The organism is Sphingomonas xinjiangensis, from assembly GCF_014199255.1.
In the GTDB taxonomy this organism is placed as follows: Bacteria; Pseudomonadota; Alphaproteobacteria; order Sphingomonadales; family Sphingomonadaceae; genus Sphingomonas; species Sphingomonas xinjiangensis.
In genome coordinates this window covers 98,712-122,387 of record NZ_JACIJF010000001.1, presented here as the reverse complement: position 1 = coordinate 122,387, position 23,676 = coordinate 98,712, and the positions used below count along the sequence as shown (strand labels likewise).

The 23,676-nt window shown below is 64.5% G+C and carries 27 protein-coding genes; 13 read left to right on the top strand and 14 right to left on the bottom strand.

Annotated features, from left to right (window positions below):
• The first annotated feature begins 4 nt into the window (after window positions 1-4).
• Window positions 5-151 (top strand): hypothetical protein, encoded by a 147-nt coding sequence (locus tag FHT02_RS00710; RefSeq protein WP_184083241.1) that lies wholly within the window; start codon window positions 5-7, stop codon window positions 149-151.
• Window position 152: 1 nt separating this feature from the next.
• On the opposite strand, the gene FHT02_RS00705 is transcribed toward FHT02_RS00710, so the two are convergent.
• Window positions 153-896, bottom strand: coding sequence for an SIMPL domain-containing protein (locus FHT02_RS00705; protein ID WP_184083239.1), 744 nt, complete (start codon window positions 894-896; stop codon window positions 153-155).
• 172 nt (window positions 897-1,068) lie between these two features.
• Here FHT02_RS00705 and FHT02_RS00700 point away from each other — a divergent pair, with 172 nt between their 5' ends.
• A complete protein-coding gene (locus FHT02_RS00700) occupies window positions 1,069-2,097 on the top strand; it encodes an aspartate-semialdehyde dehydrogenase (protein ID WP_184083237.1) in 1,029 nt (342 codons plus the stop codon).
• Window positions 2,098-2,217: 120 nt separating this feature from the next.
• On the opposite strand, the gene FHT02_RS22165 is transcribed toward FHT02_RS00700, so the two are convergent.
• The gene (locus tag FHT02_RS22165) at window positions 2,218-2,895 is read right to left on the bottom strand and encodes a methyl-accepting chemotaxis protein (RefSeq protein ID WP_425506400.1); all 678 of its coding nucleotides are present in this window, start codon (window positions 2,893-2,895) and stop codon (window positions 2,218-2,220) included.
• A gap of 134 nt (window positions 2,896-3,029) precedes the next feature.
• Window positions 3,030-3,998: a cache domain-containing protein gene (locus tag FHT02_RS22160; protein WP_425506399.1), complete on the bottom strand. Its 969-nt coding sequence runs from the start codon at window positions 3,996-3,998 to the stop codon at window positions 3,030-3,032.
• Window positions 3,999-4,141: 143 nt separating this feature from the next.
• On the opposite strand from FHT02_RS22160, the gene FHT02_RS21425 reads away from it, so the two are divergent.
• The 3 genes from FHT02_RS21425 to FHT02_RS00685 all read left to right on the top strand — a co-directional run bounded on the left by FHT02_RS21425 (window position 4,142) and on the right by FHT02_RS00685 (window position 7,229).
• Window positions 4,142-4,585 carry a GFA family protein gene (locus FHT02_RS21425; protein WP_246352120.1) on the top strand — a complete coding sequence of 148 codons (444 nt, stop codon included), beginning with the start codon at window positions 4,142-4,144 and terminating at the stop codon, window positions 4,583-4,585.
• Window positions 4,566-5,336 carry an alpha/beta fold hydrolase gene (locus FHT02_RS00690; protein WP_246352119.1) on the top strand — a complete coding sequence of 257 codons (771 nt, stop codon included), beginning with the start codon at window positions 4,566-4,568 and terminating at the stop codon, window positions 5,334-5,336. The genes FHT02_RS21425 and FHT02_RS00690 overlap by 20 nt, the downstream gene beginning before the upstream one ends.
• A 78-nt stretch (window positions 5,337-5,414) precedes the next feature.
• Entirely contained in the window at window positions 5,415-7,229 is a 1,815-nt protein-coding gene (locus tag FHT02_RS00685) for a M2 family metallopeptidase (protein ID WP_184083227.1), read from the top strand.
• A 48-nt stretch (window positions 7,230-7,277) separates the two neighbouring features.
• Here the strand turns inward: FHT02_RS00685 and FHT02_RS00680 are convergent, their stop codons facing one another.
• Window positions 7,278-9,521 carry a S9 family peptidase gene (locus FHT02_RS00680; protein ID WP_184083225.1) on the bottom strand — a complete coding sequence of 748 codons (2,244 nt, stop codon included), beginning with the start codon at window positions 9,519-9,521 and terminating at the stop codon, window positions 7,278-7,280.
• 195 nt (window positions 9,522-9,716) lie between these two features.
• Here FHT02_RS00680 and FHT02_RS00675 point away from each other — a divergent pair, with 195 nt between their 5' ends.
• Window positions 9,717-9,986: a PA2169 family four-helix-bundle protein gene (locus FHT02_RS00675; RefSeq protein WP_184083223.1), complete on the top strand. Its 270-nt coding sequence runs from the start codon at window positions 9,717-9,719 to the stop codon at window positions 9,984-9,986.
• Window positions 9,987-9,993: 7 nt separating this feature from the next.
• Window positions 9,994-10,143 (top strand): ferritin family protein, encoded by a 150-nt coding sequence (locus tag FHT02_RS00670; protein ID WP_184083221.1) that lies wholly within the window; start codon window positions 9,994-9,996, stop codon window positions 10,141-10,143.
• 117 nt (window positions 10,144-10,260) lie between these two features.
• On the opposite strand, the gene rplS is transcribed toward FHT02_RS00670, so the two are convergent.
• The 4 genes from rplS to FHT02_RS22155 are packed head-to-tail and all read right to left on the bottom strand — an operon-like array spanning window position 10,261 to window position 11,927.
• The gene (rplS, locus tag FHT02_RS00665) at window positions 10,261-10,650 is read right to left on the bottom strand and encodes a 50S ribosomal protein L19 (protein ID WP_184083219.1); all 390 of its coding nucleotides are present in this window, start codon (window positions 10,648-10,650) and stop codon (window positions 10,261-10,263) included.
• Window positions 10,647-11,381, bottom strand: coding sequence for a tRNA (guanosine(37)-N1)-methyltransferase TrmD (trmD, locus tag FHT02_RS00660; protein ID WP_184083217.1), 735 nt, complete (start codon window positions 11,379-11,381; stop codon window positions 10,647-10,649). The genes rplS and trmD overlap by 4 nt, the downstream gene beginning before the upstream one ends.
• Window positions 11,378-11,755 carry a PIN domain-containing protein gene (locus FHT02_RS00655; protein ID WP_184083214.1) on the bottom strand — a complete coding sequence of 126 codons (378 nt, stop codon included), beginning with the start codon at window positions 11,753-11,755 and terminating at the stop codon, window positions 11,378-11,380. Before FHT02_RS00655 ends, trmD begins: the two co-directional genes overlap by 4 nt.
• The gene (locus tag FHT02_RS22155; protein WP_425506398.1) at window positions 11,748-11,927 is read right to left on the bottom strand and encodes a hypothetical protein; all 180 of its coding nucleotides are present in this window, start codon (window positions 11,925-11,927) and stop codon (window positions 11,748-11,750) included. The genes FHT02_RS00655 and FHT02_RS22155 overlap by 8 nt, the downstream gene beginning before the upstream one ends.
• A gap of 178 nt (window positions 11,928-12,105) precedes the next feature.
• On the opposite strand from FHT02_RS22155, the gene FHT02_RS00645 reads away from it, so the two are divergent.
• Window positions 12,106-13,008, top strand: a complete 903-nt coding sequence (locus tag FHT02_RS00645; RefSeq protein ID WP_184083210.1) for an NAD(P)/FAD-dependent oxidoreductase — start codon at window positions 12,106-12,108, stop codon at window positions 13,006-13,008.
• 138 nt (window positions 13,009-13,146) lie between these two features.
• Here the strand turns inward: FHT02_RS00645 and rimM are convergent, their stop codons facing one another.
• From rimM to ffh, 4 genes are all read right to left on the bottom strand, one after another.
• Window positions 13,147-13,626, bottom strand: a complete 480-nt coding sequence (gene rimM / locus FHT02_RS00640) for a ribosome maturation factor RimM (RefSeq protein WP_184083208.1) — start codon at window positions 13,624-13,626, stop codon at window positions 13,147-13,149.
• A 120-nt stretch (window positions 13,627-13,746) separates the two neighbouring features.
• Window positions 13,747-13,905, bottom strand: coding sequence for a hypothetical protein (locus tag FHT02_RS00635; protein ID WP_184083206.1), 159 nt, complete (start codon window positions 13,903-13,905; stop codon window positions 13,747-13,749).
• 54 nt (window positions 13,906-13,959) lie between these two features.
• On the bottom strand, window positions 13,960-14,358 hold the full coding sequence (rpsP, locus tag FHT02_RS00630; protein WP_184083204.1) for a 30S ribosomal protein S16: 399 nt from the start codon (window positions 14,356-14,358) through the stop codon (window positions 13,960-13,962).
• Between the two features lie 36 nt (window positions 14,359-14,394).
• Window positions 14,395-15,882: a signal recognition particle protein gene (ffh, locus tag FHT02_RS00625; RefSeq protein WP_184083202.1), complete on the bottom strand. Its 1,488-nt coding sequence runs from the start codon at window positions 15,880-15,882 to the stop codon at window positions 14,395-14,397.
• A 264-nt stretch (window positions 15,883-16,146) separates the two neighbouring features.
• On the opposite strand from ffh, the gene FHT02_RS00620 reads away from it, so the two are divergent.
• The 5 genes from FHT02_RS00620 to FHT02_RS00600 all read left to right on the top strand — a co-directional run bounded on the left by FHT02_RS00620 (window position 16,147) and on the right by FHT02_RS00600 (window position 21,723).
• A complete protein-coding gene (locus FHT02_RS00620; protein ID WP_246352117.1) occupies window positions 16,147-17,778 on the top strand; it encodes a putative bifunctional diguanylate cyclase/phosphodiesterase in 1,632 nt (543 codons plus the stop codon).
• A gap of 104 nt (window positions 17,779-17,882) precedes the next feature.
• The gene (gene mtaB, locus FHT02_RS00615) at window positions 17,883-19,154 is read left to right on the top strand and encodes a tRNA (N(6)-L-threonylcarbamoyladenosine(37)-C(2))-methylthiotransferase MtaB (RefSeq protein WP_184083200.1); all 1,272 of its coding nucleotides are present in this window, start codon (window positions 17,883-17,885) and stop codon (window positions 19,152-19,154) included.
• Window positions 19,151-20,089: a signal recognition particle-docking protein FtsY gene (gene ftsY, locus FHT02_RS00610; RefSeq protein WP_184083198.1), complete on the top strand. Its 939-nt coding sequence runs from the start codon at window positions 19,151-19,153 to the stop codon at window positions 20,087-20,089. The genes mtaB and ftsY overlap by 4 nt, the downstream gene beginning before the upstream one ends.
• Window positions 20,082-20,699, top strand: a complete 618-nt coding sequence (gene ispZ / locus FHT02_RS00605; RefSeq protein WP_343056786.1) for a septation protein IspZ — start codon at window positions 20,082-20,084, stop codon at window positions 20,697-20,699. Before ftsY ends, ispZ begins: the two co-directional genes overlap by 8 nt.
• Before the next feature lie 73 nt (window positions 20,700-20,772).
• On the top strand, window positions 20,773-21,723 hold the full coding sequence (locus FHT02_RS00600; RefSeq protein WP_184084179.1) for a glycoside hydrolase family 43 protein: 951 nt from the start codon (window positions 20,773-20,775) through the stop codon (window positions 21,721-21,723).
• A 140-nt stretch (window positions 21,724-21,863) separates the two neighbouring features.
• On the opposite strand, the gene FHT02_RS00595 is transcribed toward FHT02_RS00600, so the two are convergent.
• Window positions 21,864-22,478, bottom strand: coding sequence for a superoxide dismutase (locus FHT02_RS00595; RefSeq protein WP_184083196.1), 615 nt, complete (start codon window positions 22,476-22,478; stop codon window positions 21,864-21,866).
• 104 nt (window positions 22,479-22,582) lie between these two features.
• On the bottom strand, window positions 22,583-23,608 hold the full coding sequence (gene pspF / locus FHT02_RS00590) for a phage shock protein operon transcriptional activator (protein WP_184083194.1): 1,026 nt from the start codon (window positions 23,606-23,608) through the stop codon (window positions 22,583-22,585).
• Between the last annotated feature and the right edge of the window lie 68 nt (window positions 23,609-23,676).

Sequence of the window (23,676 nt, the reverse complement as noted above, 5' to 3'; positions counted from 1 at the left end):
CGCCATGATGAACCCCGAACCAACCGACCCCAATACGCTCGAAACCGAGGAAGGCGGTCACGCCCATCACCCGGACGGCACCGACTCCTCGGGTTCGTTCGATGCGGGGGTCGCCGACGAGAACACGATTCCCGACGAGATCCCCGAATAGCTCAGCGGGTCAGCTGAAACTCGACCGTCAGGTTCGCCTGAACCGTCACCTCGTCCGACTGGGTTTCGGACTTGGGCGCGAAAGTGGATACGATCTGGCCGACGAAGTTGATCGCTCCGGCGGTCAGATCCTGACGTTCGCTGATCTTAGTGATCGTGGCGCGGCGCAGGCCCAGCGAGGCGGCATAGGAGTCCGCTTCGGACTGCGCCTTCTTCAGTGCGTCTGCCTTGGCTTGGCGCGTCGGCACAACATAGTCGATCAACAGCGGAAGCACATCGTCGGACAGCGTTCCGTCATTCGCTTCGATCACAGGCTTGGCGGCATCCACCGCCGCGCGGCTGGGTGCGTCCAACATCAACTTGCTGCTGGCAGTCGATTGCGGCGTCTCGTCGCTGCCTTCGTCGGGGATCTCAGTCGAGAAGCTGGTCTTGGTCCGGCCGCCAAAACTTGCCACGAGGCCGGCGACCGACGTCGGCGCAGCGTTCTCGGCAAGCGCCTCGCGCACGTTCAGGCCGGCCAGTTGCTGGAGCAATTTGGCGCGCGCTGCGGCCAGTGCTGCGCCCGCCGCCGCTTCATCGGCGCCCTTCGCGGTCAAGGTGACTTCAAGACGGTAGCGGTTCGCCGGCTGCCTGATTTGTCCCGCGGCCAGGATCTCCACCGATACCGGTCCGGTGGTCGGCGCGGCCTGCGCCAGCGCGCCGGATGACGTGCCGAGCAGTGTGAGTGCGAGTGCGTATTTGATCATGTTGGTTCCCCCTTCGCGGATGCAGCTTAGGGCATAACGGCACGTCGCGTCGACATCCGCGCCCTAAAGCTTCGCTTTCCATACCGAACAGGCGAAAGCGTTTCCATTCGCTGGCCGCACGCTTACAGGTGCGTCCCCGCCCCTCATGGGCGGATAGAGGAAAAGGACGCAAATGGGCTACCGTGTCGTGGTCGCTGGCGCCACCGGAAACGTCGGGCGCGAAATGCTGAACATCCTGGCCGAGCGGGAATTCCCGATCGACGAGATCGCCGTAGTGGCATCGTCGCGCTCGACGGGGGACATGATCGACTTTGGCGAGACCGGCAAACAGCTCAAGGTTCAGAATATCGAGCATTTCGACCCCACCGGTTGGGACATGGCGCTGTTCGCGATCGGCTCGGAAGGCTCGGCCCAATACGCGCCGAAGTTCGCCGCTGCGGGATGCACGGTGATCGACAATGCCTCGCTCTACCGCATGGACCCCGACGTGCCGCTGATCGTGCCGGAAGTGAATCCGGAAGCGATCGACGGGTACCGGGCCAAGAACATCATCGCGAATCCGAACTGTTCCACTGCCCAGATGGTGGTCGCGCTCAAGCCGCTGCATGACGCTGCGAAGATCAAGCGGGTGGTCGTCGCGACCTATCAGTCCGTTTCCGGCGCGGGCAAGGCGGGTATGGATGAGCTCTTCGAGCAGAGCCGCAACATCTTCGTCGGCGACCAGGCCGACCCGAAGAAGTTCACCAAGCAGATCGCCTTCAACGTGATCCCCCATATCGACAGCTTCCTCGACGACGGATCGACCAAGGAAGAATGGAAGATGGTGGTCGAAACCAAGAAGATCCTGGACCCCAAGATCAAGGTGACGGCAACCTGCGTGCGGGTCCCGGTATTCGTCGGCCACTCCGAAGCGATCAATATCGAGTTCGAGGACGAGATCTCGGCCGAACAGGCACAGTCGATCCTGCGTGAAGCTCCCGGCATCATGCTGATCGATAAGCGTGAAGATGGCGGCTATGTCACACCGATCGAATGCGTCGGCGAATACGCGACCTTCGTCAGCCGCGTGCGCGAGGACTCCACGGTGGACAACGGTCTGTCTCTCTGGTGCGTCAGTGACAATCTCCGCAAGGGCGCGGCGCTGAACGCGGTTCAGATTGCCGAGCTTCTCGGTCGCCGACACCTGCAAAAGGCCGACTGAAAACCGTACCCCTGCGTGGTGGGGATAGCGTGACCCAACAAAATGGGGCGGGTGCAGCAGCACCCGCCCTTTTTACCAATGGCTCCAGGGACGGTCGCGCTTTAGCGCGGGCCTTCCCGATCACCGCCCCTTGGGCGACATCGGGCTAAACGATTTCGGGCGGATCGGCCCCTTACCGCTCACACGGAATGCGCGTGCCATGCGGTCGAGCTCGGCAGCCTGATCGGTCAGCTGGCGCGCTGCGGCAGAGGTTTGCTCCACCATCGCCGCGTTCTGCTGCGTCGAATGATCCATCGTGCCGATGGCGGTACTGACCTCCCGGATGGCCTGCGATTGAGCATTATTGTCGGCCGAGATGGTGCCCAGTAGCGTGTGCACTTCATTCACGGTGCCGACGATCTGCGAAAGCGATTGATCGACGCGCTCGACTGCGCCGACAGCAAGGTCCACCTCGCCGCGCGTGGCGGTCAGCTGGTCGCGTGCCCGCCCGGCCTCTTCTTCGGCGCGCATGGCGAGTGCAGAAACCAGGTCCGCAACCACAGCGAAGCCGCGGCCCGCCTCGCCGGCCCGGCCCGCTTCCACGGCTGCGTTCATGGCAAGAACGCGCGTCTGGAACGCGATCTTGTCCAGCCCCTCGATGACGCTGTCGATGCCCTTCGCGCTTTCGGAAACCCGCGACATCGCCTGCACCGCTTCGTCGGTGGTGCTGCGGCCCGAACCCACTACCGTGATCGCCTCATCGGCACGCGACAACGTCTTCGTCGCAGCCTGTGCCGTGAAGCTGATCCGCTCGCTCATCTGGGTGATAGCGGCGGAGGTTTCCTCCAGGCTGGCAGCATTGCTCTCGGTGCGGCGCGCTAGATCCTCCGAAGCACTCGCGATCTCGCTTGAACCCGTGCGAATCGAGTCGGTGCTCTCGACAACCGACCCGATCAGCTCGCGGAGCTTGGCGACCGCGCTGTTGAAGTGTGCGCAAGCGCTGCATAGTCGCGTGGGAAGTCGCGGGCCAGTTCCACCGTCAGATCGCCGTCGGACAAACCGGTCAGCGCTTCGCCCAGCGCATCCATCGCCTTGGCGCGATCGGCCTGCGCTTCGGCATTACTCGCCTCAGCGGCTTGCTTTGCGATCGTCGCCTGACGAAACACTTCCAGTGCCGCGGCCATGCGGCCGATCTCGTCGGCGCGGTCACGCGCCGGGATGTCGACGCTGGTTTCGCCCGCGGCAAGCCGCTGCATAGCCTTGTCCATCTGCCCCAACGGACGGAACATGGCACGGTTGACCAGGAAACAAAGCGCAGTGGCGGCCATCGCGATCAACAGGCCGGCGATCGCCATCGAACGGCGCAGGTCCCCGATCGATGCAACGACATCTTCCTTGGGAATGCCGACATACAGTACGCCGATGGTCTCGCCGGCAGCGTTCTTGATGGGATCATAGGCGGTGTAGAACCACTTTCCTAGGATCTCCGCCTCGCCGCGATACGGCTTGCCTTCCTTCAACACCGCATCATAGGTCGCACCCGGGGCCAGCGGCGTGCCGACTGCGCGGCTGCCGTCCGGCTTGGTCACGTTGGTGGTGACGCGCATGTCACCGGCAAACACCGTCGCGGTGCCACCGACCAGCGTCTTGACTTCATCGACCGGGTCCGACCAGTTGTTGAGCAACTTGTCACCGACATACAGCTTGTCGCCGTCGCGCCGGAATTCCGCCCCATGGTTGCGCAGCACGCTCCATGCGACGCGCATGTTCGTCTCCTGACGTTCGGACGCTGTGCGTGCGGCTTCGGTCGTGACGGCGTTGTCGCTCACGACGAAGGTTGAGACGGCAAGCAGCAACAGCGCGCAGATGGTCAGCGCCGTTGTCTTGGTCGCGAGTGGAAGATTTCGGATACGGGTGAACAAGACGACCTCATTTTGCAAAGAACGGGGGCAGCAGCATGCCCAATCCTGGTATGACTCCCTTGCATCATAGGAAAATTTGACGGTGGGGTTCGCCGCCTCAGGACAACTACCTAGGACCACGCGCTGGATTGAGGAGCAGGGCAATGGCGGATCAGGTAACCGGCGGATGCCAGTGTGGGCGTATCCGCTACCAAGCGTCGATCGAGGACGACGACGCCTATCTCTGCCATTGCCGCATGTGTCAGCGCGCGACCGGCGGCGTTTCGATCGCCTTTAAGAACCTGCCGAAACGCGACGTGAGATGGGCAACCGAGCCGGACCGCTATGGTTCTTCTCCAATCGCCGAGCGCGGCTTCTGCGCGCACTGCGGGACGCCCCTGACCTATGAGGCGTATGACCATGACCGCATGGACCTGACTGTCGGGAGCTTCGATGCTCCCGAGCGCTTCAGGGCTGTCGAGCATTCCGGCATCGAGAGCTGGCACCGCGATTGGCTTGACACCAGCCACTTGCCCGCCTCACGGACCGATCAGAACCAGAGCATGGTTCAACGCTGGATGGAAAAACTTGGCAGACTTCCCGATTAAGACGCATCGCTTCACAAGCTTCGACGGCTTCGACCTGGCGTGGCACGAAGTGGGGCATGCCGCAGGCCGCCCTATCGTTCTGATCCATGGCTATTTCTCGACCGCGTATGTGAACTGGATAAAATACGGCCATGCGGCACTGCTCGCTGATGCCGGGTTCCGGGTCATCCTTCCCGATCTGCGTGCGCATGGCGAAAGCGCAAAGCCACACGATCCCGCCGCTTATCCCCCGGACGTGCTGATGCATGACGGGCTGGCCCTGATCCGGCATCTCGGCCTCATCGATTATGATCTGGGCGGCTATTCGCTCGGCGCGCGTACGGTCGTCCGTATGCTCGCCAACGGCGCGAGCCCTAGGCGTGCAGCGCTGTGCGGCATGGGGCTGAGCGGCCTGCTCGCCACCGAAGGCCGCGGCGCGTATTTCCGGCGCGTGCTCACCAACCTCGGCAGCTTCGAGCGCGGCAGCACCGAATGGATGACCGAGGCCTTTCTCAAGACCACCAAGGGCGATCCGGAAGCACTCCTGCTGATCCTTGGGACCTTTGTCGACACGCCCCAGGAACGCATCGCCGCGATCCCGCAGCCCGCAATCGTTGTCGCGGGCGCCGAGGATTTCGACAACGGCTCCGCCCAGGACGTCGCCGATCTTCTTCCCCACGGACATTTCGTGGAAATCCCGGGCAATCACATGAGCGCAGTGTCGCGCCCGGAACTCGGCCGTGCGATCCTGGACTTCTTCGCCGCCGCTTGAGCCTACACCTGCCATCTTGACCCCGCTCCGGCCGCGCGCGACTGTCCGAAAATTCCTCCTTTGCTTGAAGGTACTTCCATGATCCGCACCGGCATTTCGATGCTCGCCCTCGCCGCCTTCCTCGCTACGCCGGCGGTGTCGCAAACGGCCCAGGCACCCAGCGCAGCCGAAGCCCAGGCCTTCCTCGACCGCGTCCAGAAGGAAGTGACCGAGTTCAACCTGACGGCGCAGCGCGTCGCCTGGATCAACGCCACCTATGTCAACGACGACACCGACGCCCTCGCCGCCGATTATAGCGCCCGCGGCACCGAGATGGCGGTGCGCTATGCCGGCGAAGCCGCGCGCTTTCAGAAGGCGTCGGGGCTCACGGCTGAGCAGCAGCGCCAGCTCACCATGCTGCGCAGCGCGATCACGCTTCCCGCTCCCACCACGCCGGGCGCGGCGCAGACACTGTCGGACATCTCGACCAAGCTCGGCTCGATGTACGCGCGCGGCAAGGGCACGCTGAACGGCAAGCCGATCAACGGCAGCGACATCGAAGCGGCGATGGGCGAAAGCCGCAACCCTGCCGAATTGAAGGAAATGTGGGTCAGCTGGAACGACCAGGTCGGCGCGCCGATGCGCGGCGACTATGCCAAGATGACCGGCATTGCCAATCAGGGCGCGCGCGACCTGGGCTTCCCCGACACGGGCACGATGTGGCGTTCGGCCTATGACATGCCGCCCGAGGAGTTCGCCAAGCTAACCGACAAGCTGTGGAACGAGGTCAAGCCGCTTTACGTCTCGCTCCACACCTATGTCCGCCGCAAGCTGAACGAGAAATATGGCGACGCGGTGCAGCGCAAGACCGGCCCGATCCGCGCCGATCTGCTCGGCAACATGTGGGCCCAGGAGTGGGGCAACATCTATGACGTGGTCGCGCCCAAGGGATCAGGCGGCCTCGGCTTCGACACTGGTGAACTGCTCAAGGCCAAAGGCTATGACTGGCGCAAGATGGTCCAGACCGGCGAGGGCTTCTATTCCTCGCTCGGCTTCGCCCCGCTACCGGAGACGTTCTGGCAGCGCTCGCTGTTCCTGAAGCCCGCTGACCGGGAAGTGCTGTGCCACGCCTCGGCCTGGGACCTGGACGAGAAGGACGACATCCGGATCAAAATGTGCATCAAGGTCAACGGCGACGATTTCGTCACGATCCACCATGAGCTTGGCCACAATTACTACCAGCGGGCGTACAAGAACCAGCCGCTGCTCTATCGCAACGGCGCGAACGACGGCTTCCATGAAGCGATCGGCGATTTTGTCGCGCTGTCGATCACGCCCGAATATCTCACCCAGATCGGCCTGCTCGAAAAGGCGCAGGTTCCCAGCGCCGACAAGGACACCGGCCTGCTGCTGCGCCAGGCGATGGACAAAGTCGCGTTCCTGCCCTTCGGCCTGCTGGTCGACAAATATCGCTGGAACATCTTCTCGGGCCAGATCAAGCCGACCCAGTACCAGGCCGGCTGGGACCAGCTGCGCCTCCAGTATCAGGGCATCGTGCCCCCGGTGGCGCGCGACGAGACCAAGTTCGACGCCGGTGGCAAGTATCACGTCGCAGGCAGCGTGCCCTATACGCGCTACTTCCTCGCCCGCCTGCTCCAGTTCCAGTTCTTCAAGGCAGCCTGCGACCAGTCCGGCTGGAAGGGGCCGCTCCACCGCTGCTCCTTCTACGGCAACAAGGAAGTCGGCGCGCGGCTGAACAAGATGCTGGAAATGGGCGCGTCCAAGCCCTGGCCCGACGCGCTCCAGACCTTCACCGGCAGCCGGGAAATATCGGGCAAGGCGATGATGGACTATTTCGCCCCGCTCAAGACCTGGCTCGACCAGCAGAACAAGGGCCAGCCCCAAGGCTGGTGAAGCCACGCTGTTCCCCGGCAGAGGCCGGGGAACAGCGTCCCAGAACGTCTACTTTGCGTCCTTGGTATACCGATCCAGGAAGTTCAGGATCGTTTCCCACAGATGCACGCTCACCCCCGGGCCACCGACGCGGTGGGTCTGGCCGGGGTAGAACATCATCTCGAACGGCTTGCCCTGCGCCTGCATCCGCGCCGCGAACACGGTGGCATTCTCGAACACCACATTGTCGTCCGCCATGCCGTGGATCAGCAGCAACGGATCGCGGATATTCCCCGCCTCCGCCAGCGCGTCGGACGACGCATAGCTTTGCGGGTCCTTTCTGGGATCTCCCAAATACCGCTCGGTATAATGCGTGTCGTACAGTTCCCATCGAGTGACCGGCGCGCCCGACACCGCGGCGGCGAACACCCCCGGTGCCTTTTCCAGCATCTTGAGCGACAGATAGCCGCCATAGGACCAGCCATAGGTGACGATCTTCTTGGGATTCACGAATGGCAGCGTCTTCAGATAGTCTGCGCCGGCAACCTGATCCTCGACCTCCACCGTGCCCATCGCGTGATAGATATGGTCCTCAAATTCCTTGCCACGGTTGAACGACCCGCGATTATCGATCCGGAAATAGATATAGCCGCGGTCCGCCAGATATTGCGGCAATGCGCCGGTCCAGCGGTGCATCACCTGCTGCCCGGTGCCCGGGCCGCCATAATGCTCGAAGAACACGGGGTACTTCTTGCCTGGCTCCATGGCGGGCGTGATCATTTCCCAGTACAGCGTCGTGCCATCCTTGGCCTTGAACGATCCGTACTGCGTCTTCTGATGCCCCTGGACATAGGGGTAGTAAGGATGCCCCGGCTTGAGCGCATTCTCCTCAACCCAGGCGATCCGCTTGCCGGCGGCGTCGGCGAGATACACCTGGCTCGGATGGCTGGGGCTCGATCGCGTCACGATCGCCCGCGTTGCCGCGCCGTCCATGGTCGCGCCATTGTTCCAGCCGGCCTCGGTCAGCCGCGTGATCTTCTCCGGATGCGCCAGGTCCAGCGCGTAAAGCTGCTGCTCCAGCAGGTCGTCCTTGTTCGCGGTGAAGAACAACCGCCCCCGAGCCTCGTCCACGCCCACCAGATCGGTGACCACCCACGGCCCCCTGGTCAGCGGCGTCCACTTGCCCTTGGCGAAGCGATACAGATGCTGGAACCCGCTGCGTTCCGACGCCCAGATGAGGCTGCCATCAGGCATGAAATGATATGCGTCGGTCAGGTTCAGCCAGCTCTTACCCTTGGCTTCAGGCCGGATGGTCTCGCTGAACAGCACCGAAGCCTTGCCCGACGCCGAATCGACCTTGAGCATGTCGAGCCGCTTCTGGTCCCGGCTCTGCCGCTGCACGTACAGCGTCTTGCCATCGGGCGCCCAATCGACTCGCGCCAGATAGATGTCCGGGTCCGACCCCAGGTCCACCTTCACTTGCCCGCCCGTGACCGGGTTGAGCACAAACAGCTCGATCAGCACGTTGGGCGTGCCGGCGGCCGGATAGCGCTGCTCATAGATGCTGGTGCCCTCGGCACCGATTGCGGCGCGGCGGACCACGCCCACCGGCGCCTCATCGAACCGCTCCACGGCGACCAGCGCGTCGTCGGGCGACCACCAATAGCCGGTGCGCCGGTCCATTTCCTCCTGCGCGACGAACTCGGCCTCGCCCCAATGCACCGTCCCGGCGCCGGTGGTGGTCAGCTGCTTCTCCGCCCCGCCGGCCAGCGGTTGGACATACAAGTTCTGGTCACGCACGAAGCTGACGAACCCGCCCGCCGGGCTCACCACCGGGTTCAGCTCGCCCTGCGCCGTCTGGGTCAGCCTCCGTGTCTGCCCGTCCAACGTCGCGAGGTACAAGTCCCCGTCCAGCGGCACCAGGATCGACTTGCCGTCCGGTGCCCAACCATAAGCGACCACGCCCTTGCTGCCGCCGATGCGCAGCCGCTCGCGCTGCATCTTCTCGGCTTCCGACAGTTCGGCACCCGATCCGATCTTCTTGGAGTCGACCAGCATGCGCCATTGCCCGCTGCTGGTGTCCATCGCCCACAGGTCGAACCGCTCCTTCTCGTCGGCCCGGTTGCGCAACAGCGTCAGATACTTGCCGTCGGGGGACAGCCTAGGCGCACGCGGGGTCTGACCATTCAGGTCTGGGCTGCCGAAGATACGCTCAAGCGTGAGCGCTTGGCCCGCCGCCTGCGCCGCCGCCTCACTGCTCATGCCGGCACTTCCAACTGCGGCCAATGCCATTCCCAGCAACCATTTGTGCATCCCACAACTCTCCGGAGCATCACCCGCGGACGCGGGGAACATGACCTATCGCGGAGCCCGCCCGCCGGGTAAAGGCCGCGCCGGCTTTCCCGTCCGCACGACCGCAAGCTTATGGAGCGCGCGCTAACCAGCTTTTTTGGAAGCGCCCCTGCCGGCTCCCCGTTGCTGCATGCGAACCGCAGATGATGAATCACCATGTCCACCGACCACGACGTTTCGAAGCTCGATGATCTGATCGTCACCACGATCGACAGCGTACGCGGCTATGAACACGCCGCGGAGCACGCGGATGCGGGCCGTTATGCCCAGTTCTTCACCGAAATGGCTGCCGAGCGCCGCGAAGCGGTCGACGCTCTCTCCGCACGCAGCCGTGCGCAGGGCGGTACGCCGGCCGATTACGGCTCGGCGGCGGCCACCATCCACCGCCCCCTGGGAAGTCCTGCGCCGCGTGCTCGGCCGCGGTGACAAGGCCTTGCTCTCAGAGATCGAGCGCGGCGAGGATTATTTCAAGGAAGAGTTCGGCTGCGTGCTGAAGGACGATTGGATGTCGGTCGAAAGCATGACGGTGGTGGAACGTTGCTACCAGTCGGTCCTGCGCGATCAGCTTCAGGACGCCGAGTAACCCCGATACTGGGTCAGTGCGCGCGTCTACGCGTCAACAAGACTGGGCAACATCGTACAAACGAAGAAGGCGCGGTGGCCAAGCCACCGCGCCTTTCTCTGTTCTTGAAGCCAAAGCTTACTCGGCTGCGGCGACCTCGGTCGGACGCGGGTCGCGGCGCTCGGCGATACGCGCCGACTTACCGGTGCGACCACGCAGATAGTAGAGCTTCGCACGACGCACGACACCGCGACGAACGACTTCGATCGAATCAGTGTTCGGCGAATACAGCGGGAACACGCGCTCCACGCCTTCACCGAACGAAATCTTGCGCACGGTGAAGCTCGAACCCATGCCCTTGTTGGCGCGGGCGATGCACACGCCTTCGAAGTTCTGAACGCGGGTGCGCTCGCCTTCGACGACCTTCACGCCGACGCGCAGCGTATCGCCGGGGCGGAATTCCGGAATCTTCTTGTCGCCAGTGAACTTGGCGATCTGCTCGGCTTCGAGCGTCTGGATGACGTTCATGTCTGTTTCCCGTTTCGTTGCCGCGCGCCAGAGGGAGACTGAACCCGAGCGCCCTCGTGGCGCTCCCAAAGGTCCGGCCTCCGTAGCCGTGTGTCGGTCTCCGCCTGGGCACGTCGCCAGGATTCGATCCTCGCATGATCCCCCGATCGCAGCACTTCGGGGATCGTGCGCCCTTCCCATTCAACAGGTCGGGTATATTGCGGATATTCGAGCAGCCCCGTTTCGAAGCTCTCGTCCATGCCGCTTGAAGCCGCGCCCATTACGCCAGGGATCAGCCGAATGCAAGCATCCAGCAGCGTCATCGCCGCCATCTCCCCGCCCGACAGGATATAGTCGCCGATCGAGATCTGCGCGACGTCGCGCGCCTCCAGCAGCCGCTCGTCAAACCCCTCGAATCGCCCGCACAGGATCGTCATCCCCGGCCCGGCAGCCAGCGCCCGCACCCGCTCCTGCGTCAACGGCGCCCCCCGCGGCGTCATCGCCAGCACTGGCCGTCCCGGCGCCACGCTATCCAGCGCCGCGCCGAGCACATCGGCGCGCAGCACCATCCCCGCGCCGCCCCCCGCTGGCGTGTCGTCCACGGTACGGTGCTTATCCGGCGCGAAGTCTCGGATCTGCACTGTCTCCAAGCTCCACAACCCCTCGCGCAGCCCACGTCCGGCAAGCGAAAGCCCCAGCGGCCCGGGAAACATCTCCGGATACAGCGTCAATATGGTGGCAGCGAAGGTCACTTGGTCCAATTCTCAATTTTCAGGCCCGGCACAGCGGCAAAGTCGCCGTCGTTGTTCGTCACCAGCGTCAACCCCAGCGACAGCGCATGCGCGGCGATCAGCCGATCGAAACGTCCTCGCCTGAACGGCAATCCCGCATAGGCCCGCGCGGCCACCTGATCGAACGGCAGCACGGAGACCACCTGGAACACACGCTCAGCCTGCTCTGCGGCACCGCTCGCTTGTGCGCCTAACATGACCTCCGCATATGCGATCGACGAGGTTGCAACCATACCTACATCCGCCGCCTCGATCCGTCGTCGTAGATTCGGAAAGGCGGATTTGAGCACGTAGATCAGGATGTTGCTGTCCAGCATGAACACCGGCTCAGTCACGCTTCAACAGCTTCCCGTCCCAGTCGAGCTCCCGCTCCTCGAACACCCGATCCTCGGGCGAAAGCGGCTTCAGCCCGGGGATGGCGCCCCAGATGCCATCCAGGTTGATCTTGCGCGGCGCAGGCTCTGCCCGCTCCACCACAAAGTGCCCGGCTTCCTCGCGCACGCGCATCTCAGTACCTTCCCTAAGGCCCAGCGCCTTGGGCAGTCGCAACGCGAGCGAATTGCCTGACTTGAAGACCTTGGCGCGATACCTTCGCTCATCACCATCCCCGTATATACATCCTGTATATACATTCTCCATAGACCCATCAAGGAACGAACCCGCGCGCCGCGCGCTACGCCGCACCATGGACGACTGCATCATCATCGGCGCAGGACCCGCCGGGCTCACCGCCGCCATCTATCTCGCGCGCTACCACCTCCGAATCCGGATGTTCGATTCCGGTTCGAGCCGCGCCGCGCTGATCCCCTGTACCCATAATCATGCCGGCTATCCCGACGGGATATCGGGCAAGGACCTGCTCGGCCTCATGCTCGAGCAAGCGGAAAAATACGGCGCCACTCGGGAACAGGCCGAAGTCACCGGCCTGCGCGTTCTTGAAGAAGGCTTCGCCGTCCGCGTCGGCGATCGCGAATTCGCCGCCCGCTCGGTCCTGCTCGCTACCGGCGTGGTCAACCACCGGCCCAACATGCCCGACGACCTGCACGACGAAGCGCTGCAGCGCGGCCTCTTGCGCTACTGCCCGGTTTGCGACGGCTATGAAGTCACCGACAAGCGCGTCGGCGTGATCGGTACCGGCGAGCACGGCATGCGCGAGGCACTGTTCATCCGCGGTTTCACGGCCGACCTGACGATGATCGCCCCAGAAGCGCATGAACTCGACACCGCACTCACCGATCAGCTCGACGATGCCGGTATCGCGCGCATCGATGGCCCCTGCGGCAACTGGGCGATTGAGGGCGACCAGATCGCGCTAGACACCGCACAGGGCCGCCTGTGCTTCGACAGCGTCTACCCGGCACTGGGATCGCGCATACGGTCGACGCTGGCGGTGCAGGCGGGCGCCCGCGCGGCGGAGGATGGCTGCCTGGAAGTCGACGATCACCAGCGAACCACCGTTCCGGGTCTGTTCGCCGCCGGTGATGTCGCGAAAGGGCTCGACCAGATCAGCCACGCTATGGGCGAAGCTGGCGTCGCCGCCACCACCATCCGCAACACGCTCAATGCTCAAAGGCCGATACGGCGGTAAAATCCTCCCGGTACGGGGAGGGGAGCCATGCACAGCATCGTGGAGGGGGTTACCCGAATGGCGATTTGCTCGGGGAGATCCCCCTCCCTCACTCGCTGCGCGAGCGGTCCCCCTCCCCGCGCCAGGAGGAGTACACCTTCACCGCTCTATAAAGTCCTCTGCCACCACCAGCCGTTCGGCGTTCCAATCGGAAACCGCCTGCGCGTTCATCGGCACCATGAAGCGCTTGCCCTCGGGCATCTCGATCTCGATCACGTCGCCAGCGCCATAATCATCGACCGCGACCACCTGTCCCAGGGCCGCGCCGCTTTCGTCGACCGCCGGCAGTCCGATCAAGTCGACATGATAATATTCGCCCTCGTCCAGCGCGGGCAGCGCAGAGCGCGGCACCGTCAGCGCCGTTCCCCGCAAGGCTTCGGCGGCGTTGCGGTCGGGAACTTCAGCAAAGCGGGCGATCGCACCGTTCGATCCGGTGCGCAGGCTCTTGAGCGTCAGCGCCCCGCCATTGAAACTCTTATAGCTGGCCAGATCGTTGGCGAAGACCTTCAGCCGAACCTCTCCGGCGATGCCGTGTGCGCCGATGACGGCAGCAAGCGTAACCGTCTTTTCGGAAGTCATGCCATCTCATCCATCGTCCGTTCAAAAGAAAGGGGCCCAAAAGCGATGCGCCGGATGGCACATGCGCTTCGGACCCCTGCCCTCACCGGCTGACGAAGCGTTGCTCCGTCCGCCTGCGTCTCAGCCCTGCGGCGATCCCGGCTGCTTGGGTTCGGATTCCTCGTCACCCTCGGCAGGCGCATCGGTCGATACGCCGCTGGGGTTGAGGGTATCGCCACCCGGATTGTCCTTGTCGGACTGATCGTCAGGTCCGGTTCCGTTGGGCATATTGCCGGCCATCATGCGCTCCTTTGGTGCTGTCCCTTACGGAACGCATGACAGCCGGCAAGTTCCTCACGCCTCGGCGGCTTCCTCGGTCGGGGTCTCTGCCGGAGCGTTGGCGGCTTCCTCGGCAGCACGGGCCTTCTCGGCACGCTCTTCTGCGCGCTCCTTGGCCTTTTCGCCCGGAACACCCTTGTTCGGGTTGTTGCGCGCGGTGCGCTCCTTGACGCCGGTGGTGTCCAGGAAGCGAGCGACGCGGTCCGTCGGCTGCGCGCCCATCTTCAGCCAGTGTGCGGCACGCTCGGTGTCCAGCTTGATGCGCTCGCCCGAATCCTTGGCGAGCAGCGGGTTGTAGGTGCCGATCTTCTCGATGAACTTGCCGTCGCGGGGCGAACGCGCATCCGCAATGACGATCCGATAGTACGGACGCTTCTTGGAACCGCCGCGCGAGAGACGCATAGAGAGAGCCATTACTTCATTTCCTTCTTCGAATGATAAGAGGTTGGATTACTTCTTCTTGTTCAACATGTTCTCGAAACCGGGCGGCAGCTTGGCGCCACCGGGAAGGCCCGGAAGCCCGCCGCCGATCTTGCCCATCATGTCGCCCATTTCGGCGCCGCCCAGCGCGTTGCCCAGCCCAGCCATGCCGCCGCCGGGTCCACCCTTGCCGAGCATGCCCAGCATGCCCTTCAGGCCGCCCATCTTGCGCAGCTTCTTCATGGCGGTCTGCATCTCGAGATGCATCTTGAGCAGCTTGTTTACGTCCTGAACCGTGGTGCCGCTGCCCTTGGCGATGCGGATCTTGCGCTTGGCGTTGATCAGCTCGGGCTTGCCGCGCTCCTTCACCGTCATCGACGTGATCATCGCGTCCATGCGCAGCAGGATCTTCTCGTCCATCGCGCCGCCGGCCATCGCCGCCTGGGCCTTCTTCATGCCCGGGATCATGCCGGCCAGCGCGCCCAGCCCGCCCATGTTGCGCATCTGCTGCAACTGGCTGCGCAGGTCGTTCATGTCGAACTGGCCCTTGGCGAGCCGGTTCGCCATGCGCTCGGCGTCTTCCTGCTGGATCGACTCCGCGGCACGCTCCACCAGGCTGACGACGTCGCCCATGCCCAGGATGCGCCCGGCCACCCGCTTGGGATGGAACGGCTCGATCTGGTCCAGCTTCTCGCCCATGCCGGCAAACTTGATCGGCTTGCCGGTGACCGCACGCATCGACAGCGCAGCACCACCGCGCGCATCGCCGTCCATGCGGGTCAGCACCACGCCGGTCAGCGCCACCTGCTCGGAGAAGCTCGACGCGACGTTCACCGCGTCCTGGCCGGTCAGGCTGTCGACGACCAGCAGCGTTTCCTGCGGACGAGCGATGTCGGCGACCGCCTTCATCTCGTCCATCAGCGCCTGATCGACGTGCAGGCGGCCCGCAGTGTCGAGCATCACCACGTCGAAGCCCTGGAGCTTCGCGGATTGCAGCGCACGCCGCCCGATATCCACCGGCTGCTGGCCCGCTACGATCGGCAGCGTCACCACCTCAATCTGGGTGCCAAGCACCGCCAGCTGCTCCTGCGCGGCCGGGCGATTGACGTCCAGCGACGCCATCATGACCTTTTTGCCCTGCTTCTTGAGCAGGCGCGCGATCTTGGCCGTGGTGGTGGTCTTACCCGACCCCTGCAGACCCACCATCATGATGACTGCGGGCGGAGTGACGTCGATCTCCAGCTCGGCGGTATCCGAACCCAGCATGTCGATCAGCCCGTCATGGACGATCTTCACGACCTGCTGGCCCGGCGTCACCGAACGCAGCACGTTCTGGCCGATCGCCTGTTCGGTGATCTTCTCGACAAAGCTGCGGGCCACCGGCAGCGCCACATCGGCTTCCAACAGCGCGACGCGCACTTCGCGCATGGCGGTACGCACATCGGCCTCGGTAAGCGCACCGCGCCCCCGCAACCGGTCGAATACACCGCCAAGCCGATCGCTCAGACTGTCGAACATGGGCCCAACCACTCCAAAAACATCGCCGGACCCGCTAAACGCAAAACACGCCGGCGAACGAAACCTCGTTGGCCGGCGTCACCCCTCGGGGCGTTGATGTCTCGCGTCCCACGGGAACGGTCGGGCGCCGTTTACCCCAGCCAAGTCGATTTTGCAACCAACCGCTTACCGGACGCTGAAGCGCGATCGGGCGCCCTCGCTTAACCCGATCTACACTTCCCGCGTGGAAGAACCGCCGACATCATTCGGGAGGACAGGCCGGCAATGTCGGTGCGCTATGACGAGGACATGCAGGAACCGCCCGCCGCGCCGCGAGGGCACCTGCTGACTGGCGCGATAAGCGTCGCCGCCATTCTCCTCTTTGTAGGCACGGGCAGCTCGGTTCTCTCCCAAACGGTTGAATATTATTTCCACAACGGCAGGCCCGCCGATCAGCAGCTGGTGATCGCGCTGCTGCTCAACGTCGCGCTGATCCTGTTCGGCTGGCGGCGTCACAGCGCGCTCAGCCAGGAAGTGCAGGTCCGCACCGCCGCTGAGGAACGGGCCCAGCAACTCGCCAAGCGCGATCCGCTCACCGGCTTCCTCAATCGCCGCAGCCTGGCCGAAGAAGGCGCGGCGATGTTCGCCCGGGCCGAGCGCCGCCGCCGCGCAATGGCGCTGATCATGCTCGACCTCGATCATTTCAAATCGATCAACGACATGCACGGCCACGCCGTGGGCGACGCGCTGTTGCGCACGGTCGCGCGGGACATGGCCGAAGTTCTCCCGCCGATGTCGCTCACTGCGCGGCTGGGCGGCGACGAGTTCGCGTGCGGCTTCCTGTTCGATCCAGGCGATCCGAGCATGGTCGAGCGGATCGCTGAAAAGCTGGTGAGCCGGATGGCACAGCCCTTCGATGCGGAGGGTTTTCAGCTCCATGTCAGTTGTTCGCTCGGCGTGGCACGCTCCGATTTCGACTGCGCCAGCATCGATGCGCTGATGCGCTCGGCCGACATCGCGATGTACCAGGCCAAAAAGGCGGGGCGGAACCGCTTTGCCTGGTTCGATCAGTCGATGGAGCGCGACCTTCAGGTCCGCAACGAACTCGAATCCGGCCTGCGCCTCGCCATTCCCCGCCAGGAAGTGGTGCCCTATTTCGAGCAGCAGATCGATCTCACCACCGGCCGGCTCCATGGCTTCGAAGTGCTCGCCCGCTGGGAACACCCCACCCGCGGCATGATCAGCCCGGAACAGTTCATCCCGATCGCCGAGGAAACCGGAATGATCGCCGAGCTGTCGCTGTCGATCATGCGCCAGGCGTTCCAGGCGGCGCGCGACTGGGACTCGTCCCTTACTCTGTCGATCAACATCTCGCCCTGGCAGCTGCGCGATGCCTGGCTCGCGCAAAAGGTCATCAAGACGCTGACCGAGACCGGCTTCCCCGCCAACCGCCTCGAAGTCGAGATCACCGAAAGCTCTCTGTTCGACAATCTCCCGCTCGCCCAGTCGATCGTCGGCAGCCTCAAGAACCAGGGCGTGCGCCTCGCCCTGGACGATTTCGGCACGGGCTATTCGTCGCTCGCCCATTTGCGCGCGCTGCCCTTTGATCGCATCAAGATCGACAAGAGCTTCGTGATGTCGCTGAACGAAAGCGCGGACTCCGTCGCGATCGTGAACGCGATCGTGTCGCTTGGCGAAAGCCTCCATTTGCCGATCACCGCTGAGGGCGTAGAGGACGCCGCGATCGAGGAGCGGCTGCGCGCAATGGGCTGTGCCAAGGCGCAGGGCTGGCATTACGGCCGCCCCCTGCCTCAGGCGGGCGTCCGCCGCCTGCTCGCCGAACGCCGCCTGCTTCAGCAGCCGAATTTTCCCGTTGAGCCCGCCGCCGATCCACGCCCGCTCCGTCGCGTCTCCTGATCCCCCGCTGACAGCGCGCGCGACCGATTTCACGTTCGCCGGATGTCGTCCCGCGCTGCGCTTTGCGTGGACTTCCGGCTACCGCGACCCTAGATCGCAGCCACATGCCCACCGCTCAGCCTCGCGTTATCAACATGGGTTGCCGTCTCAACCTGGCGGAGGGTGAATCCATCCGCGCGTTGCTGGCGGATCGCGACACGGTGGTGGTCAACAGCTGCGCCGTCACGAACGAGGCGGTGAAGCAGACGCGCCAGGCGATCCGCCGCGCTCGCCGCGATGCTCCCGACGCCGAACTGATCGTCACCGGCTGCGCGGCCCAGATCGATCCGGCCAGCTTCGCCGCCATGCCCGAAGTGAATCGAGTCATCGGCAATGTCGAAAAGCTCGATGCCGATGCCTGGGCCTCCACCGCGCCAGTCCTGGTCCAGGACATCATGGCCGTCCGCGAAACCGCGCCGCATCTCGCCGCCAGCTTCTCCACCCACGCCCGCGCCTTTGTCGAAGTGCAGAATGGCTGCGACCATCGCTGCACCTTCTGCGCAATCCCGCAAGGGCGCGGCAACAGCCGCTCGGTGCCCGCCGGTGCCATCATCGACCGCGTCGCGTCGCTCGCCGATCATCATGCCGAAGTGGTGCTGACCGGCGTCGATCTCACCAGCTACGGACCCGATCTTCCCGGTGCGCCCACGCTTGGCCGATTGGTCGAACGCATCCTCAATCATGTTCCCCACTTGCAGCGCCTGCGCCTCTCCTCGCTGGACGGCGTGGAGATCGACGACCGCCTGTTCGCGCTCCTCACGCAGGAAGGCCGCGTGATGCCGCACGTCCATCTCTCGCTTCAGGCCGGCGACGACATGGTGCTGAAGCGCATGAAGCGCCGCCATGGCCGCGCCGACAGCGTACGACTGATCGAGCGTTTCAAGCATGCCCGGCCCGACATCGCGATCGGTGCCGACCTCATCGCCGGCTTCCCGACCGAGACCGAGGCGATGTTTGCCAACACCCTCGCGCTTCTGGACGATTGCGACATCGTCCACCCGCACATCTTCCCGTATTCGCCGCGCGCCGGCACCCCTGCCGCGCGCATGCCGCACGTCGCGCCGGACGTGGTGAAGTCCCGCGCCGCCCGCCTGCGCGCCCGGGCGGCCGAGCGCCGTGGCGCCTGGCTGCGAAGCCTGGTCGGCACCACTCAGGCCGTGTTGACCGAACGTCCCGGGGATCGGGGCCATGCGGGCAACTTCGCCGAAGTCCGCATGCCGCCCGGCCCGGTAGGCGCGATCCGGCAGGCCAGGATCACGGGCGTGAGCGACACGGGGCTTGTCGCCAGCCTTTCCGCCGCCGATGGCACAGACATGAAGACAGAGATCCACGCATGAGCACCAATCCTTCCTGGCACGATCGCCTGCTCGGCGGCTTCCGCAAGACCTCGGACCGGCTGCTCGGCAACCTTGCCGGCCTCAGCCTCGCCCGGCTGGATGAGAGCACGCTGGACGAGATCGAGGAAGCGCTGATCGCCTCCGATCTCGGGCCGGAGACCGCCGCCCGCGTGCGCGCGCGCCTGGCCGAGGGGCAGTTCGAGCGGAACATGGAAGAGCTCGGCATCCGCTTGGTGGTTGCCGAGGAAGTCGAGAAGGTGCTGGCAAAGGTCGCCAAGCCGATCGAGATCGAAGCCTTTCCGCGTCCCCAGGTGATATTGGTGATCGGCGTCAACGGGTCGGGCAAGACCACCACCATCGCCAAGATGGCCAACCTGTTCCTGGAACAGGATTACAGCGTCATGGTCGCCGCCGGCGACACTTTCCGCGCCGCTGCCATCGGCCAGCTTCGCACCTGGGCGGACCGCATCGGCGTCCCGATCGTCTCGGGCGCAGAGGGCGGTGACGCCGCCGGCATCGTGTTCGAGGCGGTGAAGCAGGCGACGGAGCGCGGCACCGACATCCTGATCGTCGACACTGCAGGCCGGCTCCAAAACAAGCGGGAGCTGATGGACGAGCTTGCGAAGATCCGCCGCGTGCTCGGCCGTCTCAACCCCGCCTCCCCCCATGACGTGGTGCTGGTGCTCGACGCGACTACGGGCCAGAACGCGCTCAACCAGATTGAAGTGTTTAAGGAAGTGGCCGGCGTCACCGGGCTCGTCATGACCAAGCTCGACGGCACCGCCCGGGGCGGCGTGCTCGTCGCGGCGGCGGAAAAATACGGGCTGCCCATCCATGCCATCGGCGTGGGGGAGAAAGTCGACGATCTACGGCCCTTCAACGCCAGCGAAGTCGCGCGCATCATCTCCGGCGTCGAGGAACTGGTCCGTGGATAAAGTCAGAACGCCGCTTTCGCCGGGTATGCGGATGCTGATCGACCTCGGTCCGCTCGCCGTCTTCTTTCTGGTCAACAGCTATGCGCCGGGATTGCAGATCCAGCGCGTCATCTCCGCCACCGCCGCGTTCATGGTCGCCATGGTCGGTGCCATGGTGCTTTCCTGGTGGAAGGCGAAGCACATCTCGCCGATGCTGTGGATCACCGCGGCGCTGGTGCTGCCCTTTGGCGCGCTGACCATCTACTTCCACGACCAGACCTTTATTCAGATCAAGCCGACGATCGTGTACACGATGTTCGCGGTGATCCTCGGCTATGGCGTGATCGCGCGGAAGCCGCTGCTTCAGATGCTGCTCGAAACGGCTTATCCCGGGCTCTCGGCCAAGGGCTGGCGGCTTCTCACCATCAACTGGGCCGGGTTCTTCGTGGCGATGGCGGTGCTCAACGAAGTGATGCGCCACGTGCTCACCTGGGATCAGTGGGTGACGTTCAAGACCTGGACGGTGATCCCGCTGACATTGGTGTTCGCGATGATCAACATTCCCATGCTGATGCGCCACGGCTTGCAGCTAGAGAAGCCAGAGGACACCCCGATCCCGCCCGAGGGCTGAGCTGGAGAGCTTTGTGACGCGCCTGCTCCGATACGCCGCGCTTGCCCTACTCGCCGGCACCGCGCCCGTGCTGATGGCGGGCGATGCGCCACGCCAGTTCAGCAATCCGCTGCTGGATTCGGGCGCCGATCCCTGGATCGTCCGCGATGGCGACATCTATTACTACATGCACACGCTCGGCGACCGATTGGCGATCCGCGCCACCCGCGATCTCACCCGGCTCAAGGATGCACAGGAGGCCGTGGTCTGGCGCCCTGCCGCCAAGGGGCCGAACGCCCGCTCGATCTGGGCGCCCGAGCTGCACCGCATCGATGGCAAATGGTATCTCTACTACACCGCCGCCGATGCCGATCATGACGACGACGCGCATCGCGGCATCTTCGTGCTGGAGAATGCGAACGCCGATCCGCGCCAGGGGCAATGGACCGACCGTGGCCGGCTGAAGACCGCGCATACCGGCATCGACGGGACGACCTTCACTGATCGCGGCAAGCGATACTTCGTCTATTCGCCCTATGTGGGCAGCGACAGCCCGCTAGCGATCGTCGCCATGTCCAATCCCTGGACGCTGCAAGGGCCAGAGACGATCATCGCCCGCCCCGACCAGCCTTGGGAGCGGCAGGGCGGCCGTCAGATCCTCGAAGGTCCCGAATTCCTTCAGGGTCCAAAGGGTGACCTGTTTCTCAGCTATTCGGGCAGCGCCTGCTGGTCCGACGACTATGCCATCGGCCTTCTGCACGCACGCCCCGGCAGCGATCCGCTCGACGCCGCTGCCTGGACCAAGGCGCCGCAGCCGGTGATCGCCAAATCGCCTGCGGCGGGCGTCTATGCGCCCGGGCACAATGGCTTCTTCACCACGCCTGGCGGCGAACAATGGATCGTCTACCACGCCAATCCCGGCCCGGACATGAAGTGCACCGCCAAGCGCTCGCCGCGCATCCAGCGCGTGACCTTCGCCAGGAATGGCCACCCGGTGTTCGCCGCACCGGCAGGTTCAGCTACGCCGCTCGCCGCCCCGCGCTAAGCGCGCCCCGCCCTGCTCGCAGGGAGGGCCGGAGGTGGGCGCGCGCGTCTGCGCGCCCGAAAACAGAAACGGCCGAGGCAAAGCCCCGGCCGCTCCAAACCTGCCCTGCCGCACGAAGGCAGGGGCCAGGATCAATCTTTTCAGCCCTTGGCGGCTGCGTAGCGCTCGGACACCACGTCCCAGTTCACGACGTTCCACCACGCCTTCAGATAGCCGGGACGGTCGTTGCGATAGGTCACGTAATAAGCGTGCTCCCAGACGTCATTGCCCAGGATCGGCGTGCCCTTTACGGGTGCGACGTCCATCAGCGGGTTGTCCTGGTTCGGGGTGGAGGTGATCTCCAGCTCGCCCGATCCATTGACGATCAGCCATGCCCAGCCCGAACCGAACTGATTGGCGCCGGCCGTGTTGAACTGCTCCTTCAGCGCATCGAACGATCCGAACTTGGCGTCGATCGCCTCGGCCAGGGCGCCGGTCGGCGCGCCGCCCGCGTTCGGACCCATCGTCTTCCAGAAGAAGTCGTGGTTCCAGAAGCCGCCGCCATTGTTGCGCAGCTTGGCCGGGGCGTTCGACATCTGGCCCAGCAGTTGCTCGATGCTCTTGCCTTCCAGGCTCGCATCCTCGCTCACCGCTTCGTTGAGCTTGTTGGTGTAGGCGGCGTGATGCTTGTCGTGGTGGAGCGTCATCGTCTCCTTGTCGATGGTCGGTTCCAGCGCATCATAGGCGTAGGGCAGCGGCGGCAGTTCGAAGGCCATCTGAAGTCTCCTTTCAGGGGTTCACGCGAGCAACGCGATGGAGCGCATATGGCTCCCGCAAACTCGTTTCGCCAGCGTATCTCTCAATGAAATTCCAGCGCGGCTCAACCACTCGCCCCCAGCAGCCCATGCCGCTTCAAAGCGTGGCGCAACTGGTCATAGCTCAGCCCCAGCGCCTCGGCGGTGTTGCGCTGGTTGAAGCGATGCTCGGCAAGCGCGCGGGTAAGCAGCTGCCGCTCGAACCCAGCAACTCGCGACTTGAAGTCGCCCGCCGTGGCGACGGGCTCCGCCTCGCTTTTCCGCGTCGACAAGATAGTGTCCGCCGGCGCCTCAGTGGCCGGCGACACCGTCCTTGGCCGATAGGGGGACGCGAACGGATCGATCTGGATCGCATCCACGGGCCCTTCGCGCCCCCAGCGATACACCGCCCGCTCGGCGACGTTGCGCAACTCGCGGACATTGCCCGGCCAGTCGTGATGCAGCAGCATGTCGAGCGCGTTCGGTCCCCAGCCCGGCCATGCGTCCATACCGATTTCCGCCGCCATCCGCCGTCCGAAAAAGTCGGCAAGCACTTCGATGTCGCCGCGCCGCGCGCGCAACGGCGGCAGCGTCACCACTTCAAAGCACAGCCGGTCGAGAAGGTCGGCGCGGAACGTCCCCTTCTCGACACGCTCGGGCAGATGCTCGTTGGTTGCCGCGACGATGCGTACGTCGACGCGGATCGGCCTGGAGGCGCCAATGCGGGTGATCTCGCCATATTCCACTGCGCGCAGCAACCGGTCCTGCGCCGCCATCGACAGCGTGCCCAGTTCGTCGAGGAACAAGGTGCCGCCATCGGCTTCTTCGAAACGGCCGGCTCGCGATTTGGTCGCACCGGTAAAGGCGCCGGACTCATGGCCGAACAGCTCGGCTTCGATCAGCGTTTCCGGCAACGCGGCGCAGTTCATCACCACCAGCGGCCCGTCCCAGCGCGGACTTAGTCGGTGCAGCCGCTCGGCCACCAACTCCTTGCCGGTCCCGCGCTCGCCGATGACGAGCACCGGGCGATCAAGTGCCGCCGCCCGGCTGGCCAATTCCAGTGCGTCGAGAAAGGCTCCCGACTGACCAATCACCTGCGTTGCCCGCTCCATGACGAAATCTTGGGACAATTTCCCAATTCTTCGCAACCGCTAATTTGCATCTTCAGGCGGATAGCCGC